Source organism: Kitasatospora sp. NPDC034023, assembly GCF_055575795.1.
This window is the reverse complement of sequence record NZ_JBVIRY010000014.1, coordinates 24,177-37,959: the sequence shown is the minus strand read 5'-3', so window position 1 is coordinate 37,959 and position 13,783 is coordinate 24,177. Positions and strand designations below refer to the sequence as shown.

Below are 13,783 nucleotides of genomic sequence, written 5' to 3'. Positions count from 1 at the left end.
GAGGTCCGGAATGAGCGGCGACGGCAGTGGCCTGCAGGCAGCCGGACGGCGATCCCTGGTGGACACCGCGATCGACCAGCTGCGCGAGCAACTGGCCGGCGGGGTCTGGCCGGTGGGGTCGCGGATTCCCACCGAGCACGAGCTGGCCGAACGGCTGCAGGTCGGGCGGAACACCGTGCGGGAGGCGATCCGGGTGCTGGTGCACGCCGGGATGCTGGTCTCCCGGCAGGGCGAGGGGACGTTCGTCCGCTCGACCAGCGACCCGGCGGCCGTCCTGCGCGGCGTCCAGCGTTCGGGCATCCGGGACGTCCTGGAGGTCCGCGCGGCGCTGGAGGCCGAGGGCGCCCGGCTGGCCGCGCTGCGGCACACCCCCGAGGACATCCGGCGGATGCGGGCCGCGCTGGCCCGTGAGGCCGAGGTGTTCGCGGCGCACCCCGAGCGGGCGAGCCGCGAGGCCACCGTCGAGCACGACCTGGAGTTCCACACCGCCGTCGTCGAGGCCGCGCACAACCCCGCGCTGGCCGAGGTGTACCGCTACTTCGGCGCCTCCGTACGCGAGGCGATGACCTCCGCCTTCGGCGACCACGACATGCCCGAGGCGGTCGTGGCGACCCACGAGGCGCTGGTCGACGCGATCGAGAGCGGTGACCCGGACCGGGCCGAGGCGGCGTGTCGTGCGCTGCTCGCCGGCCCGACCGCGGCCGTCGAGCAGCTGCTCGCGGCCATCGCGGCCCGGAAGTAGGACGGCGCGAGCCTCCTCCCCCTTCCCGCCCGCATCCACGCACATCCGAGAGAGAACAGCACACCCATGGCCGTCACCCGTGCCCAGCAGCCGGTTGCCACCACCCCTGCCCCGCTCCCCGTCCGCGCCCGGCTGGCCCATCCGCTCCTGCTGCTGACCGGCATCCTGCTGGTCGCGCTGAACATGCGGGCCTGCCTGGCCGCGATCTCCCCGATGGTCAACGAGATCCAGCGGACCTTCGGACTCTCCGCGACCGCGAGCGGCCTGATCACCACCGTGCCGGTGCTGTTCCAGGGCGTCGGCGCCCCGCTCACCCCCCGGCTCACCCGCCGGTTCGGCGCCGAGCGGGTGGTGCTGGGCGCGGTGCTGGTGCTGGGCGCGGGCGTGCTGCTGCGGGTGCTGCCCTCGGTGGCGGCGCTGTACGCGGGCTGCGTGGTGATCGGCGTGGCCATCGCGGTGCTGAACGTGTCGATGCCGGGCCTGGTCAAGCGGGAGTTCCCGGACCGCGCGGCGACCATGACCGGCGTCTACTCGACCACCATGCTGGTCGGCGCGACCCTCGCCGCCGGCACCTCCGTCCCGCTGGAGCACGTGCTCGGCGGCGGCTGGCGGGCCTCGCTCGGCGCGTGGTCGCTGCTCGCGCTGGTCGCGGCGGTGGCGTGGCTGCCGCAGGTGCTGCGCAGCCGTCAGGAGCGGGGCGCGGTGGACGCGGCGGCGGTGCCGGGCAAGCCGATCGAGGGCATCTGGAAGTCCCCGCTGGCCTGGCAGATCAGCCTGTTCATGGGCATCTCGTCGCTGCTGGTCTACACCCTGGTGGCCTGGATGCCGACCATCCTGGCCGACCACGGCATGGACCGCGGCCAGGCCGGCCTGGTCTTCGCCTTCTCCAACCTGGTGCAGGTGGCCGGTGCCTTCCTGGTGCCGCTGATGGCCGGCCGGATGACCAACCAGCGCGCCCTGGCGGTGACCATGGCCGCGCTGAACGGGCTGGGCATCGCGATGCTGCTGGTCGCGCCGGTCTCCGCGGCGTGGCTGTCGGCGACGGTCCTCGGCGTGGCCCAGGGCGGTTCGCTGGGCCTGGGCCTGGCGTTCATCGTTCTGCGCACCGGCAACGCGGCCGGTGCCGCCCAGCTGGGCGGGATGTCGCAGGCGATCGGCTACCTGGTCGCGGCAATCGGCCCGGTCGGCGCGGGCGCGCTGCACCAGCTCACCGGCGGCTGGGAGACCACCCTGGTGCTGATGCTGGTGCTGGTCGCGGTGGTCGGCGCGGCCGGCTGGGGCGCGGGCCGCAACCGTACGCTCTGAGGCTCTCCGCACGGCGCTCCGGACCACCCGACGGTGGACCGGGGCGCCGTTCGGCTTCTGCCGTACGGTTCACGGCCGGGCCGCGTGCCGCCCTACGGCTCGTGGCTCTACGGCTCGCGGCCCTACGGCTCGCGGCCCTACGGCTCGCGGCTCTACGGCTCGCGGCTCACTCCTCGCCGGCCAGGGTCAGTCCGGCCAGCTTCACCGAGGCCAGCACCGTCGCCCCGACGGTGACCACCAGCAGCAGCGGGACGGCCGCCCCGAGGGAGACGTCGGCGCCGATCGCGGTGTCCCCGGCGACCGCCTCGGCCACCGCCCGGCCCCACTGCTGGACGCTCAGCGTCCGGGCGCCCTCGACGTAGTTGCCGACCACCGACTCCCAGATCAGGGCGTAGGCCAGTCCGGCGACCACCGCGTGCCGGGTGACCACGCCGAGCAGCAGGAACAGGGCGCTGTACGCGGCGCCGGCGACCAGGACCGCCACGGTGTAGCCGAGCACCATGCCGTCCCGGGTGCCGTACAGCAGCAGCCCGGACAGCAGGGTCGGGACGACCGAGAACAGCCAGGTGACGCCGGTCGCGACGGCCAGCTTGGTGGTGATGATCCGCCAGCGGGGCAGCGGCTTGGCGAGCAGGTAGACGATCGAGCCGTCGTCGATCTCGGTGGCGATGGCCCCGGTGCCGACCACCAGGCCGAGGATCGGGACCAGGGTGCCGAGGCCGAGCTGGCCGAGGATCTTGACGGTCAGGCCGTGTGCGTCGGCGCTCGACCCGCTCGCGATGGCGGAGATGAGCAGCAGCAGCGCGGGGACCGCCAGCAGCAGGAGGCCGCGGCGGCGGCCCAGCAGCCCGCGCAGGGTGAGCCTGGCGACGGTGGGGTTCATGGTCGGTCGGCCCCTTCCTGGGCAACGGCGGTCACAACGGCGGTCAGGGCGGTCAGGGCGGTCAGGGCGGCGGTCCCCGGGGTCACGGCGGCGCTCACGCGGAGACCAGGTACGAGAAGACGCTCTCCAGCGACTCGTCGGCCGGGGAGACGGTGTACAGCCGGATGCCGGCCTCCCGGGCGACCCTGGGCAGCAGGGTGGTGAAGCCCTGGAAGTTGACCGCCTCGATCCGCAGGGCCCGCTCCCGCTCGTCCACCTCGATGCCGGTGGTGGAGCCGTCGGCGATCAGCGCGGCGGCGAGCCGGCGGTCGTCGCTGGAGCGGACCAGGTAGCGGTGCGGGCGGTCGGTCATCAGTCGGCGGATCTTGCGGAAGTCGCCGGAGGCCGCGTGCCGTCCGGCCACCACGACCTCGATGTGCCGGGCCAGTTGTTCGACCTCCTCCAGGATGTGCGAGGAGAACAGCACGGTGCGGCCGTCCGCGCCGAAGCGGCGCAGCAGTTCCATCAGCTGGAGCCGCTGGCGCGGGTCCATGCCGTTGAAGGGCTCGTCGAGCAGCAGCACGGCCGGGTCGTGGACCAGCGCGGAGGCCATCTTGACCCGCTGCTTCATGCCCTTGGAGTACGTCCCGGTGCGACGGTCCTTGGCGTACGCCATCTCCACCAGGTCCAGGGCCCGGCGGGCGGCGGCGCCCGGCTGGGGCAGGCCGTGCAGTTCGGCGTTGGCGAGGACGAACTCCCAGCCGGTCAGATAGTCGTACATCGACTCCCGCTCGGGGACCAGGCCGATCTGCCGGTACACCTGCTGGTTGCGCCAGATCGGCACGCCGTCCAGGGTGACCGCGCCGCTGGAGGGCGCGAGGAAGCCGCTCATCATGTGGATGAGGGTGGACTTGCCCGCGCCGTTGGGCCCGAGCAGGCCGGTGATGCCGGGGCCGATGACCATGGTGATGTCGTTGACCGCGACCACGTTCCCGAACCAGCGGGAGACCTTGTCGATGCTGATGGTGGCCATGCCGCCCTCTCAAACCTTCTTGTAGCGGCTCAGCAGCAGCCGGTAGGAGCCGACCACCAGGGCCGCGGCCACGAGTGCGAACACCGCCGTGCCGAGCCCGCCCGGGGCGTACCGGCGGTCGAGGCCGGTGCCGAGGTCGAACACCTCGTTGACCAGCGACTCCACCAGGTTGGTGGGCGAGATCAGCGAGGTCCACTGCGCGGCGTCGGAGCCGGTCGTGCCCGGGTTGCTGATGCCGACCGCGATCCCGGCCACCGCGGCGCTGATCGCCAGGTAGCCCATGATGGCGGCGACCCCGAAGCCCCGGCGCGGGGTGGCGGCCGCGATCACCAGTGCCACCGAGGTCGGCACCAGGGCGTACAGCACCGCCGCGGCCAGGCCGTAGAGGAAGTGCCCGGTGTTGTACGAGAAGTCCATCCCGCCGAGCAGCGCGCCCAGGTACAGAACCAGCAACGGGGCTGCCATCAGAAGCAGTTGGGCGCAGACCATGGCCGCGAACTTGGCCCGGACGTAGTCGGTGCGGGTGATCGGGCGGGAGAAGTAGAGCGGGACGGTCTGGTACCGCAGGTCCCGGGAGAGCAGCACCGGCGCCTGGGAGGCGAGGAAGACCGAGACCACCAGGTTGAGGCTGGCGAGGTAGCCCGCGTACTCGACCGGCAGTTGGTCGCGCTTCATGGTGATCGCGAGCGCCACGATGATCACGGCGGGCACGGTGACCACGCCCAGCACCAGCATCGGCAGCACCTTGGACTTGCCGGAGCGGCCGAGGCCGTACGCGGCGCGCAGGCTCTGGGTGAAGAGCGAACGGGTGGCGTAGCCGCGGCCGAGCCGGGGGCCGGTGTAGCCGCGGTAGCCGATGTCGTGGATGACGCCGGTGTCGGCGGGCCTGGTCTCAGGAGGCAGCGACATCGTCCGTCCCTCCCTTGCTCTGCTCGGTGGCCCGGGTGCCGTCGGCCCGGGAGTCGGTGGCCCGGGTGCCGTCGGCCGGGGAGGTGAAGAGTTCGGCGACCCGGTGCCGGCGCTGTTCCAGCCGGACCAGGCCGAGGCCCAGGTCGGCGACGGTGTCGCGGATGGTGTCGTACGTCGACTCGTCGGCCAGCCGGACCAGCACCAGGTGCGAGCCCTCCGGTTGGACGTCGATGCCGGCGGCGGCGAGGCGTTCGCGGAGCGCCGTGCCGGGTTCGAGGGCGTGGTCCTGCGGGTGGTCGGTGACCTCGACCGCGAGGACCGCCGTCGCCTCGGTGAAGGAGGCGGTGGAGGAGGAGCGCAGCAGCTTGCCGCCGTCGATGACGACCAGGTGGTCGCAGGTGCGTTCCAGCTCGCCGAGCAGGTGGGTGGTGACCAGCACCGAGATGCCGAAGTCGGTGTGCACGCGGCGGATCAGCGCCAGCATCTCGTCCCGGCCGGCCGGGTCGAGGCCGTTGGTCGGCTCGTCCAGCAGCACCAGCTTGGGGTCGTGCACCAGGGCCTGGGCGAGCTTGACCCGCTGCTTCATGCCGGTCGAGTACCCGCCCATCGGCCGGTACCGCTCCTCGTGGAGGCCGACGTGCCGCAGGGTGTCCGCGGTGCGCTCACGGGCGGCGGTGGCGGGCAGGCCCGCCATCCGGGCCATGTGCACGACGAACTCGGTGGCGGAGACGTCCGGTGGCAGGCAGTCGTTCTCGGGCATGTAGCCGACCCGCTCGCGGATCTCGGAGCCCCGGGTGGCGATGTCCAGGCCGAGGACCTCGCCGCGGCCGGAGGTCGCCGGGGCGAGCCCGAGCAGGATCTTGATCAGTGTGGACTTGCCCGCCCCGTTGGACCCGACCAGCCCGACCACCCCCGGCTGCACCTCGACGGTGAGCTGGTCGAGGGCGGTGACCCGGGGGAACCTCTTGGTGAGGCCGTCCGTCTTGATGACAGCTGTGGACACGCCTTCAACGTAATGGCCCTGCGCGGCAGGGGTCATGAGCTGGAATGACGAGCCCGTCTGCTGCTGCGGTATGACGCGGGGGCCGATCTCCCCTAGGGGTAGGGGGGATCGGCCCGGGGTCAGCAGCCCGCCGTCAGGGGTGCAGGTCAGGCGGGCGGGGTCAGGCGTGCGGGGTCAGGACCGCCGGATCAGGAGTGCCGGATCAGGAGTGCGGGCGCTCCCACAGCTCGGTGACCTTGCCGGAGGCGTCGAGCGCCAGCTTGTAGTCGCCGGCCGAGCAGGGGTACGAGCCCTTCTCGTTGTGCGGGGTCGCGAGGCACTCGGTGATGTGCTTGACCAGGTCGGCCACGTTGACGTCCTTCGGCGCGGCGATCACCGACCGGAGGTGGCCCTTGGCGGCGGGCGCGAACGCGGCGGTCTTGTCGGCGCCCACCGGGTCGAAGCCGACGTCGTCGACGCCGCAGACGTCCTTGGTCTCCTTGTAGACCAGGTTGGTCGCGGTGGTGCCCTTCACCGGGTAGATCCACTTCTGGCCGGCCGGCAGCGGGTCGTGGGTGCAGAAGCCCTCCTCACTGCCCGGGGTGCCGGACGGCGCGGGCTTCCCGGTGCCGGCCGGGGCGGCGGTGGGCGAGGCGGGAGCCGCGGCGGTCGGGGCGGCGGACGCGGTGTTCGACCCGCTTCCCGCGCCCTGGTCCGACGAGTTGTCCGGTCCGCAGGCGGCCAGGCCGAACGCGGCGGTGGCGACCAGAGCGGTGGCGAGCAGTCTCCTGGATGCAGACATGAAGAAGGAACCCCCGTTGTAACGCATGATCAGATTGAAGGTGCGGCGGACAGACTAGCGCCTCGCCCGGCCGCCCTCCGGGGCCCTCCCTCCCCGTCCCGCCCGCCGAAGCGCCCCACCCGGCCCGCCGAAGGGCCCCGTCCGTCCCGCCGGAGCGCCCGGGGCGTCGGGCGCTCCGGCGGGAGGGGTCAACCCAGCTGCGCCAGACCCTCGGTGGCGATCCGCTCGAAGACGGCGAGGTCGTTCTCGAAGATCGAGTCGGGGACCGGCCAGTGGACCACCAGCTCGGTGATGCCCAACTCCCGGTAGGTGCCCGCCCAGTCGACGAAGGCGTCCACGGACGCCAGCGGCTTCTCCGCCGTCGAGCCCTGGAGCAGCACCTTCTCCAGCGTGGCCACGTCCCGGCCGGTCTCCTCGCAGGCCGCCGTGAGCTTCCCGATCTGCTGCGCGATCACCCCGGGCGCCTGCTCGACCGGCACGTCCGCCGGGCCCTTCGGGTCGCCGTACGTGACCCAGCCCTGCCCGTACTCGGCGGCCAGCTTCAGGCCGCGCGGGCCGGTCGCGGCGACGTAGAACGGCACCCGCGGCGTCTGCACGCAGCCGGGGATGTTCCGCGCCTCGACCGCCGAGTAGTAGGTGCCCTCGCGGGTGGTGGCGTCCTCGCGCAGCAACTCGTCCAGCAGCGGCAGGAACTCGCCGAACCGGGCCGCCCGCTCCTTCGGCGACCACGCCTCCTGGCCCATCGCCGTCGCGTCGAATCCCGTGCCGCCGGCCCCGATCCCCAGGGTGAGCCGTCCGCCGGACACGTCGTCCAGCGTGACCAGTTCCTTCGCCAGCGTCACCGGGTGCCGGAAGTTCGGCGAGGTGACGAGGGTCCCGAGCCGCAGCCGCTCGGTGGCGGTGGCCGCTGCCGTCAGGGTCGGGACCGACCCGAACCACGGCTCGTCGCGGAAGGACCGCCAGGACAGATGGTCGTAGGTGTACGCGGCATGGAAGCCGAGGTCCTCGGCCCGACGCCAGATCTTCTGCCCCTCGCTCCACCGGTGGATGGGGAGGATCACCGTGCTCAGTCGCATGGCAACGACCCTACGGCAGCCGTCAGCGGCCGACGCCCTCTGACCGGACGACCTCTTTGCCCCGTGATGAAGCCGGTACGGAGCCCTGGCCTGCGGGATTCGCAACAGTCAGGGCGACGCGGATTCAACGCTGCAGCCAGCTCAGCAGGGTCGTCGCCGTGAACACCGTGCCCGACGCCAGCCAGACCGCGCGCGGGGTCAGCCACCCGGGGCCTTCCAAGGGCTGGGACTGCGGGACCGGCGCCAGCAGCGCGTCTGCGAAGGCCTGGGCGGTCGGCGGTCGGTCCGCCGGCTCGACGGACGTCGCGGCCCGTAGCAGCACGGCGACGTTCGGTGGGAGCTCCGCTCCGGCTGGGAGCGCCGGCAGCGTCGAGGCGGACTGCCGGTCGGTCATCAGGGCTGTGGCGCGTCCGCCCGGGCCGAACGGCTTCTGCCCGGTCAGCAGCTCGTAGGCCACGACGGCCAACGCGTACACGTCGGCCCTCCCGTCGAACCCGCCGGTCTGGAAGGCCTGTTCCGGTGCCATGTACGCGGGCGTGCCCGTGGTCACCGTAAGCCCGGATGCGTCGGCCAGTTGCTTGGCGCTGCCCAGATCCGCCACCAGCACCGCGGCGGGCGCAGGGCCGGCGGCGAGCAGCAGGTTGGACGGCTTGACGTCGCGGTGCACCACGCCCGCCTCGTGCAGGACCTGGACCGCGTAGCTCGCCTCCGCGGCCAGCCACAGCGCCTCCTGCGGGTCGCACTGCCCGACCCGGTCCGCCAGGGTGCCGCCGCGTACGTAGTCCATGACGAAGTAGGGCCGGTCCTCCTGCACCCCGACGTCGTGCACCCGGACCACCCGCGGGCTGGCGATCCGGCGCAGCAGCCTCGCCTCCGCCAGGAACCGCTCGCGCACATCGGCGTTGGCGGCCCAGTTCTCGGCCAGCACCTTCACCGCGACCTCGGTGTCGAGCTCCGGATCGTAGGCCTTCCAGACCGTCGCGAAGGAGCCGGCTCCGAGCCGGTCCAGGAGGAGGTAACGGCCGAGCTTGCGCATGTGGCAGCATTCTGCCGGAGTCGGGGGGAGTGCGGAACTCCCGTTCGACGAGCGGGATGCCAGGCGGGACGAAACGGGGGATCCGGTGTTCGAGGACGGCGAGCTGGAACGGCTCGTGGCGGCTGCTCAGGCAGGGGACCCGGGGTCGATGGAGCACCTGCTGGCCAAGCTGCGGCCGGTGCTGCTGCGCCGCTGCTCGCGCTTCCTGCCCCACCACGCCGACGCGGAGGAGGCCGCGCAGGACGCGCTGCTGTCCATCAGCACGCACCTGGGCGAGTACGGCGGCCGCGGCTCCTTCCTGGGCTGGGTGACGGTGATCGCCTCGAACGCCGCCCGGTCCACCTACCGCTCGATGCGCCGGCGCGCCGAGGACAGCCACGCCGACCTCCCCGAGTCCGTCGACCCGCGCACCACCAGCGTCATCGCCGGGACCCGGCTCGACCTGATGGAGGCGCTGGCCGCGCTGGAGCAGCAACACCCCGCCCTGGTGGAGGCCTTGGTGCTGCGCGACCTGGGCGACCTGACCTACGTCCAGGTGGCCGAGGCGCTGGACGCCCCGTTGGGCACGGTCAAGGACCGTATCCACCAGGCCCGCCGCTTCATGCGCGAGCGCCTGGTCCCGGGTCTGTGAACGGCGGTCCCGCGGCGGGCGGCGGCCACGCCGTCGTCCGGCTCCGGTCCGCCGTCGCCGCCCTGGCGGCAGCCGCCGCGCTCGGGCTGGCGGCCGGCCGATTCGTCCTGCCACCGCCCCCCGGCGCCACCGCGCACCCGGCAGCGCGGTCGGGTGCCGCGGTCGGCGGGGCGTCCCAGGGCGCGTCCGCTCTCGCGACGCCCGGTGTGCCCGTCCCGACGCCCGAGTCCTCGGCCTCCGGCTCCGGCTCCGGCTCCGCCTCGCCGACCGGTGCGACCGGTGCGACCGGTGCGACCGGTGCGACCGGGCCGGTGACGACCGCGAACCTTCTGGGACCCGCGGCGTTCGGCCCGGACCTCGGCATCGGGCAGATCCACGTCACCGACCGGTACGGCGACGGGTCTTACGCCAACGCGGCCTGCTCCGGCGAGAAGACCCTCACTCAGACCCTGGGCGGGCCCGGCGCCCACTTCCGCGGGCTGATGACCAGCCCCCGCACCAACCCGGACGACCCCACGCTGGCCGCCGCCGGCGTCGACCAGGTCGCCCGCGAGGTCGCCGCCGATGCCCCGAGCCCTTCCCGGGCGCAGAACTTCACCGAGCGCCTGCTGCTGGAGGAGGTGCCCTGCCAGGAGGAACAGCCAGGGCACTGGATCTACGGAAGGACCACGACGGTGCAACTCGCCCCGGACGTCACCGCGAGCTGGATGGGCACCTACCAGGGATCGCTCAACACCACCGGCAGAGCGCCCGAGGGCAAGGAGCCCTGCGGCGGCATCGCCGTGCTGCGCAGCGGCAACCACTACGGGGTGCTGGAGGTCGATGCCTGCCTGGGCACGGCCGCGATGGATCGCGTCGTCAGGACCGCTCTGTCACAGCTGTGAAACAGCCGGTCAGGGCTCCAACTTTCCCTCCCCCGGCGGCATCTCCCCGGTTGTACGAGGACGCAGCAGGCGTCCCGACCAGCAGGGGGACCAGATGACCGAGAACCAGACCGTCCAGCAGAAGTCCGTTCGCCGCAACCGGATCGCCGCCGCGGCCTGCTTCGCCGCCGCACTGATCACGGCCAGCGTCGTCGGCACCCAGTCGGCCGCCGCCGACGGGGCCGCGCACAACGCACCGCACCGCACCGCGGTCGCCGCCCACCCGGCTGCGGTCGCCGCGCCCGGACTCGGCTCCGCCGACCTCGTCCAGAGCGAGGACTTCCAGCAGGGCCTGAACCCGGTTGGCGCGACCGTTGCGCTGACCGGACGCCAGGCGCTGTCCGCGTGCTCCGGCGAGGAGACGATGCGCGACCTGACCAAGGACAAGGCCACCGCGTACGCGTCCGTGACCTGGACCTTCGACACCGATGGCCGGCTGTTCGAGTCGGCCGCGAGCGCCCCCACCGAGACCGCGGCCGCCACCTGGGAGAAGCAGCTCGTCGCGCTCGTTCAGGACTGCCAGGACGAGCCCGCCGGCCACTGGCACTACGGCGCGGCCCACACCCTGACCGTCACCGGCGGCACCGCCCACTGGTACCCGGCCTACAACGGCGACGGCACCGTCAGCGGCGGGGTCGCGGTCCTGCGCAGCGGCACCAAGGTCGCCGTCGTCGAGCTCACCGGCCGGCCCACCGACGCCCCGGCCCACGTCGAAGGCATCGCCACCGCAGCACTGAACCGCCTCTCCTCCTGAACGGCAGGGCCGCTCCGCCCGCGCCGCCGGGCGGAGCGGGCCCCGAACTCGGTCGCCGTGGCGGCGGCGGTCAGGGTCGGGACCGAGCCGCACCAGGGCGCGTCCCGGAAGGTCCGTCAGGACATGTGGTCGTAGGTGTACGCAGCGTGGAAGCCGAGTTCTTCGGCCCGACGCCGGATCTTCTGCCCCTCGCTCCACCGGTGGTCGGGGAGGACCACCGTGCTCAGTCGCATGCCGACGACCCCACGGGAGGCGAGCCGGGGGCCTCCGCGCGCGGCGAGGGGGGTATTCGGTTGCGGAGGTGTCCGCACGGCCTGATAGAACTCCGGTCGGACCTTCGTTCGAGAGTCCATCGAATCATCAAATTGGGGGGAGCGCGGATGTCCCATCCGACGCCACACGCCCGGCCGGTGTGGACCGCGAGACCACTGTCCCGCACGGCCGTCCTGGCCATAGCCACCGCGGCCCTGGTCACCTACGCGGGCCTGCCGGCCGCCCACGCCGACGCTCCGACGACGCAGCGCGTCGGCACCGTGCCGACCGCCCCGGGGAACGCCACCAAGACCGCCGCACCCGCGGACGACACGCCGGTGCAGCTCAGCGTGCACCTGAAGTCCCGCAACGAGGCCGGCGCCAACGCGCTCGCCGCGGCGGTGAGCGACCAGGCATCGCCGCAGTACCACCACTTCCTGCAGACCGGTGAGTTCGCGCAGCGCTTCGGCGCCGACCCGGCCACCGTCGCCAAGGTCAGCCAGGCCCTCAAGGCCCAGGGCCTGAAGCCCGGCGCGCTCGCGGCCGACGGCCTGACCATCCCGGTCGCCACCACCGTCGCCGAGGCCAAGAAGTCCTTCGACGTGGACCTGGCCGGCTACACGACGCCCGACGGCCGGACCGGCTTCCTCAACACCGCCGCCCCCGCCGTGCGTTCCGACGTGGCCGGGGCGATCACCGGCGTCGTCGGCCTGAACACGCTGGCCCAGGCGCACAGCAGCCACGTGATCGGGGCCACCGGCCAGGGCGGCGCGGGGCTCGCGCACCCGGCCGCGACGCCCGCCGCGACCGGCGGCTACCCGGCGATGTGCACCGGCGCGGCCTCGCAGTTCCCGGGCAAGACGGACGGCAAGGACTACTTCAGCCCGTCCGCGCTCGCCTCGGCCTACGGCCTGAACGGCATGACCGACGGCGGCTTCGGCACGACCGTCGCCGTCTTCGCGCTGGAGGACTACTCGGACGCCGGTCTGAGCACCTTCCAGTCCTGCTACGGCACCAACGCCTCGGTGCAGCGGGTCAAGGTCAACTCGGGTTACCAGGCCCCGCCGACCAACAACGGCGTCGGCGTCGAGACCGCGCTGGACATCGACACCGTCATCGGTCTCGCGCCCCGCGCGAACGTGCTGGTCTACCAGGGTCCGGACGCCTCGCGCGCCACCCAGGTGGACATCCAGAACACCTACCGCCAGATCGTCTCGGACAACCACGCCCAGGTGGTCACCACCAGCTGGGGCGTCTGCGACCAGGTGATGTCGGGCAGCGACCTGTCGGCCGAGCGCGACATCTTCCTCCAGGCCGCGCTGCAGGGCCAGACCGTGGTGGCGGCCTCGGGTGACGACGGCTCCAGCGGCTGCAACTACCTGGCGAACGCCGGCGCGCCGGCTTCCGTCACCAACCTGCTGAGCACCTCCGACCCGGCGAGCCAGCCGCTCGTCACCGGTGTCGGCGGCACCACCCTGAGCAGCAACGGCGGCGCCGTCTCCGAGTCGGTGTGGAACCACAACGGCGGCGCGAGCGGCGGCGGCGTCTCCCGCTGGGCCCTCAGCACCTCCTACCAGGCCGGCTACTACGGCCCGGGCTACACCAACCGGTGCCAGGGCGCGGCCGGCACGACCTGCCGCCAGGTCCCCGACGTGGCCGCCAACGCCGACCCGTCGACCGGCTACGTGGTCGCCACCGGCGCCGGCTCCTGGATGATCATCGGCGGCACCAGCGGCTCCGCTCCGCTCTGGGCCGCCATCACGGCGCACCAGAACAACCCGGGCTGCAGCGGCCGGGTGGGCTTCATCGCCCCGGCGTTCTACTGGGCCGCGAAGAACGGCATCAACGCGCTGCGGGACGTCACCTCCGGCAACAACGACATCGGCATCCAGGGCGGCCTGTACTGGGCCGGGCAGGGCTACGACATGGCCACCGGCCTGGGCACCCCTGACGCCGACAAGGTGATGAAGCTGGTCTGCAACCCGAACGCCGGCTACGACCGGACGATCGAGGTCGTGGAGAACGGCCAGCTGCACGAGGTCTACACCGACGTGACCGGCTGGCACGACGGCGCCGTCCCCGGCGTCACCGGCCTCTCCGCGCTGAGCTTCACCTACAACGCCAACGGCAACCGGGTGATCGAGGCCATCGAGAACGGTGAGCTGCACGAGATCTACACCGACGCCACCGGCTGGCACGACGGTGTGATCCCGGGCCTGTCCGGCATCACCGCGATGAGCTTCGGCTTCAGCCCCTCGGGCGACCGCGTCATCGAGGCCATCAAGGGCGGCGAGCTGCACGAGATCTACAGCGCCTCCGACGGCTGGCACGACGGCGTGATCCCGGGCCTGTCCGGCATCACCGCGATGAGCTTCAGCTACAGCCCCTCGGGCGACCGCGTCATCGAGGCCATCAAGGGCGGCGAGCTGCACGAGATCTACAGCGCCTCCGACGGCTGGCACGACGGCGTGATCCC

The 13,783-nt window shown here is 72.8% G+C and carries 13 protein-coding genes and 1 pseudogene; 6 read left to right on the top strand and 8 right to left on the bottom strand.

Features of this window, described 5'->3' with window-relative positions; translation table 11 throughout:
- Positions 1-10: 10 nt before the first annotated feature.
- Both ACZ52R_RS19690 and ACZ52R_RS19685 read left to right on the top strand, forming a co-directional pair.
- Positions 11-742 (top strand): FadR/GntR family transcriptional regulator, encoded by a 732-nt coding sequence (locus ACZ52R_RS19690; RefSeq protein ID WP_360497970.1) that lies wholly within the window; start codon positions 11-13, stop codon positions 740-742.
- Positions 743-808: 66 nt separating this feature from the next.
- Positions 809-2,047, top strand: a complete 1,239-nt coding sequence (locus tag ACZ52R_RS19685; protein WP_465661659.1) for a CynX/NimT family MFS transporter — start codon at positions 809-811, stop codon at positions 2,045-2,047.
- Positions 2,048-2,213: 166 nt separating this feature from the next.
- Here ACZ52R_RS19685 and ACZ52R_RS19680 read toward each other — a convergent pair whose 3' ends face one another.
- From ACZ52R_RS19680 to ACZ52R_RS19650, 7 genes are all read right to left on the bottom strand, one after another.
- Positions 2,214-2,930 (bottom strand): ABC transporter permease, encoded by a 717-nt coding sequence (locus tag ACZ52R_RS19680; RefSeq protein ID WP_465615596.1) that lies wholly within the window; start codon positions 2,928-2,930, stop codon positions 2,214-2,216.
- Between the two features lie 94 nt (positions 2,931-3,024).
- On the bottom strand, positions 3,025-3,942 hold the full coding sequence (locus ACZ52R_RS19675) for an ABC transporter ATP-binding protein (RefSeq protein WP_360497976.1): 918 nt from the start codon (positions 3,940-3,942) through the stop codon (positions 3,025-3,027).
- 9 nt (positions 3,943-3,951) lie between these two features.
- Positions 3,952-4,851 (bottom strand): ABC transporter permease, encoded by a 900-nt coding sequence (locus ACZ52R_RS19670; RefSeq protein WP_465753812.1) that lies wholly within the window; start codon positions 4,849-4,851, stop codon positions 3,952-3,954.
- Positions 4,835-5,890 carry an ABC transporter ATP-binding protein gene (locus ACZ52R_RS19665; RefSeq protein WP_465615592.1) on the bottom strand — a complete coding sequence of 352 codons (1,056 nt, stop codon included), beginning with the start codon at positions 5,888-5,890 and terminating at the stop codon, positions 4,835-4,837. Before ACZ52R_RS19665 ends, ACZ52R_RS19670 begins: the two co-directional genes overlap by 17 nt.
- A 166-nt stretch (positions 5,891-6,056) precedes the next feature.
- A complete protein-coding gene (locus ACZ52R_RS19660; RefSeq protein ID WP_465615590.1) occupies positions 6,057-6,662 on the bottom strand; it encodes a hypothetical protein in 606 nt (201 codons plus the stop codon).
- A 161-nt stretch (positions 6,663-6,823) separates the two neighbouring features.
- Positions 6,824-7,711: an LLM class flavin-dependent oxidoreductase gene (locus ACZ52R_RS19655; protein ID WP_360497984.1), complete on the bottom strand. Its 888-nt coding sequence runs from the start codon at positions 7,709-7,711 to the stop codon at positions 6,824-6,826.
- 124 nt (positions 7,712-7,835) lie between these two features.
- Positions 7,836-8,747, bottom strand: coding sequence for a serine/threonine-protein kinase (locus tag ACZ52R_RS19650; protein WP_465753811.1), 912 nt, complete (start codon positions 8,745-8,747; stop codon positions 7,836-7,838).
- An 85-nt stretch (positions 8,748-8,832) separates the two neighbouring features.
- Between ACZ52R_RS19650 and ACZ52R_RS19645 the strand changes: the two genes are divergently transcribed.
- The 3 genes from ACZ52R_RS19645 (at position 8,833) to ACZ52R_RS19635 (ending at position 11,055) form a co-directional block, all read left to right on the top strand.
- Entirely contained in the window at positions 8,833-9,378 is a 546-nt protein-coding gene (locus ACZ52R_RS19645) for an RNA polymerase sigma factor (protein ID WP_465615586.1), read from the top strand.
- The gene (locus ACZ52R_RS19640) at positions 9,375-10,262 is read left to right on the top strand and encodes a hypothetical protein (protein WP_465753810.1); all 888 of its coding nucleotides are present in this window, start codon (positions 9,375-9,377) and stop codon (positions 10,260-10,262) included. The genes ACZ52R_RS19645 and ACZ52R_RS19640 overlap by 4 nt, the downstream gene beginning before the upstream one ends.
- Before the next feature lie 94 nt (positions 10,263-10,356).
- Positions 10,357-11,055, top strand: coding sequence for a hypothetical protein (locus ACZ52R_RS19635; RefSeq protein WP_465615582.1), 699 nt, complete (start codon positions 10,357-10,359; stop codon positions 11,053-11,055).
- Positions 11,056-11,102: 47 nt separating this feature from the next.
- Here ACZ52R_RS19635 and ACZ52R_RS19630 read toward each other — a convergent pair.
- Positions 11,103-11,408: pseudogene (locus ACZ52R_RS19630) on the bottom strand (hypothetical protein); the annotation flags it as partial.
- A gap of 27 nt (positions 11,409-11,435) precedes the next feature.
- Between ACZ52R_RS19630 and ACZ52R_RS19625 the strand changes: the two are divergent.
- Positions 11,436-13,783: S53 family peptidase (locus ACZ52R_RS19625; protein ID WP_465753809.1), on the top strand; the 2,348-nt coding region annotated here is incomplete at its 3' end.

Excerpts from the sequence above, each read along its gene's own strand:
- ACZ52R_RS19690 (WP_360497970.1), top strand. The coding sequence starts at position 11 with ATGAGCGGCGACGGCAGTGGCCTGCAGGCAGCCGGACGGCGATCCCTG.
- ACZ52R_RS19685 (WP_465661659.1), top strand. The coding sequence starts at position 809 with ATGGCCGTCACCCGTGCCCAGCAGCCGGTTGCCACCACCCCTGCCCCG.
- ACZ52R_RS19680 (WP_465615596.1), bottom strand. The coding sequence starts at position 2,930 with ATGAACCCCACCGTCGCCAGGCTCACCCTGCGCGGGCTGCTGGGCCGC.
- ACZ52R_RS19675 (WP_360497976.1), bottom strand. The coding sequence starts at position 3,942 with ATGGCCACCATCAGCATCGACAAGGTCTCCCGCTGGTTCGGGAACGTG.
- ACZ52R_RS19670 (WP_465753812.1), bottom strand. The coding sequence starts at position 4,851 with ATGTCGCTGCCTCCTGAGACCAGGCCCGCCGACACCGGCGTCATCCAC.
- ACZ52R_RS19665 (WP_465615592.1), bottom strand. The coding sequence starts at position 5,890 with ATGACCCCTGCCGCGCAGGGCCATTACGTTGAAGGCGTGTCCACAGCT.
- ACZ52R_RS19660 (WP_465615590.1), bottom strand. The coding sequence starts at position 6,662 with ATGCGTTACAACGGGGGTTCCTTCTTCATGTCTGCATCCAGGAGACTG.
- ACZ52R_RS19655 (WP_360497984.1), bottom strand. The coding sequence starts at position 7,711 with ATGCGACTGAGCACGGTGATCCTCCCCATCCACCGGTGGAGCGAGGGG.
- ACZ52R_RS19650 (WP_465753811.1), bottom strand. The coding sequence starts at position 8,747 with ATGCGCAAGCTCGGCCGTTACCTCCTCCTGGACCGGCTCGGAGCCGGC.
- ACZ52R_RS19635 (WP_465615582.1), top strand. The coding sequence starts at position 10,357 with ATGACCGAGAACCAGACCGTCCAGCAGAAGTCCGTTCGCCGCAACCGG.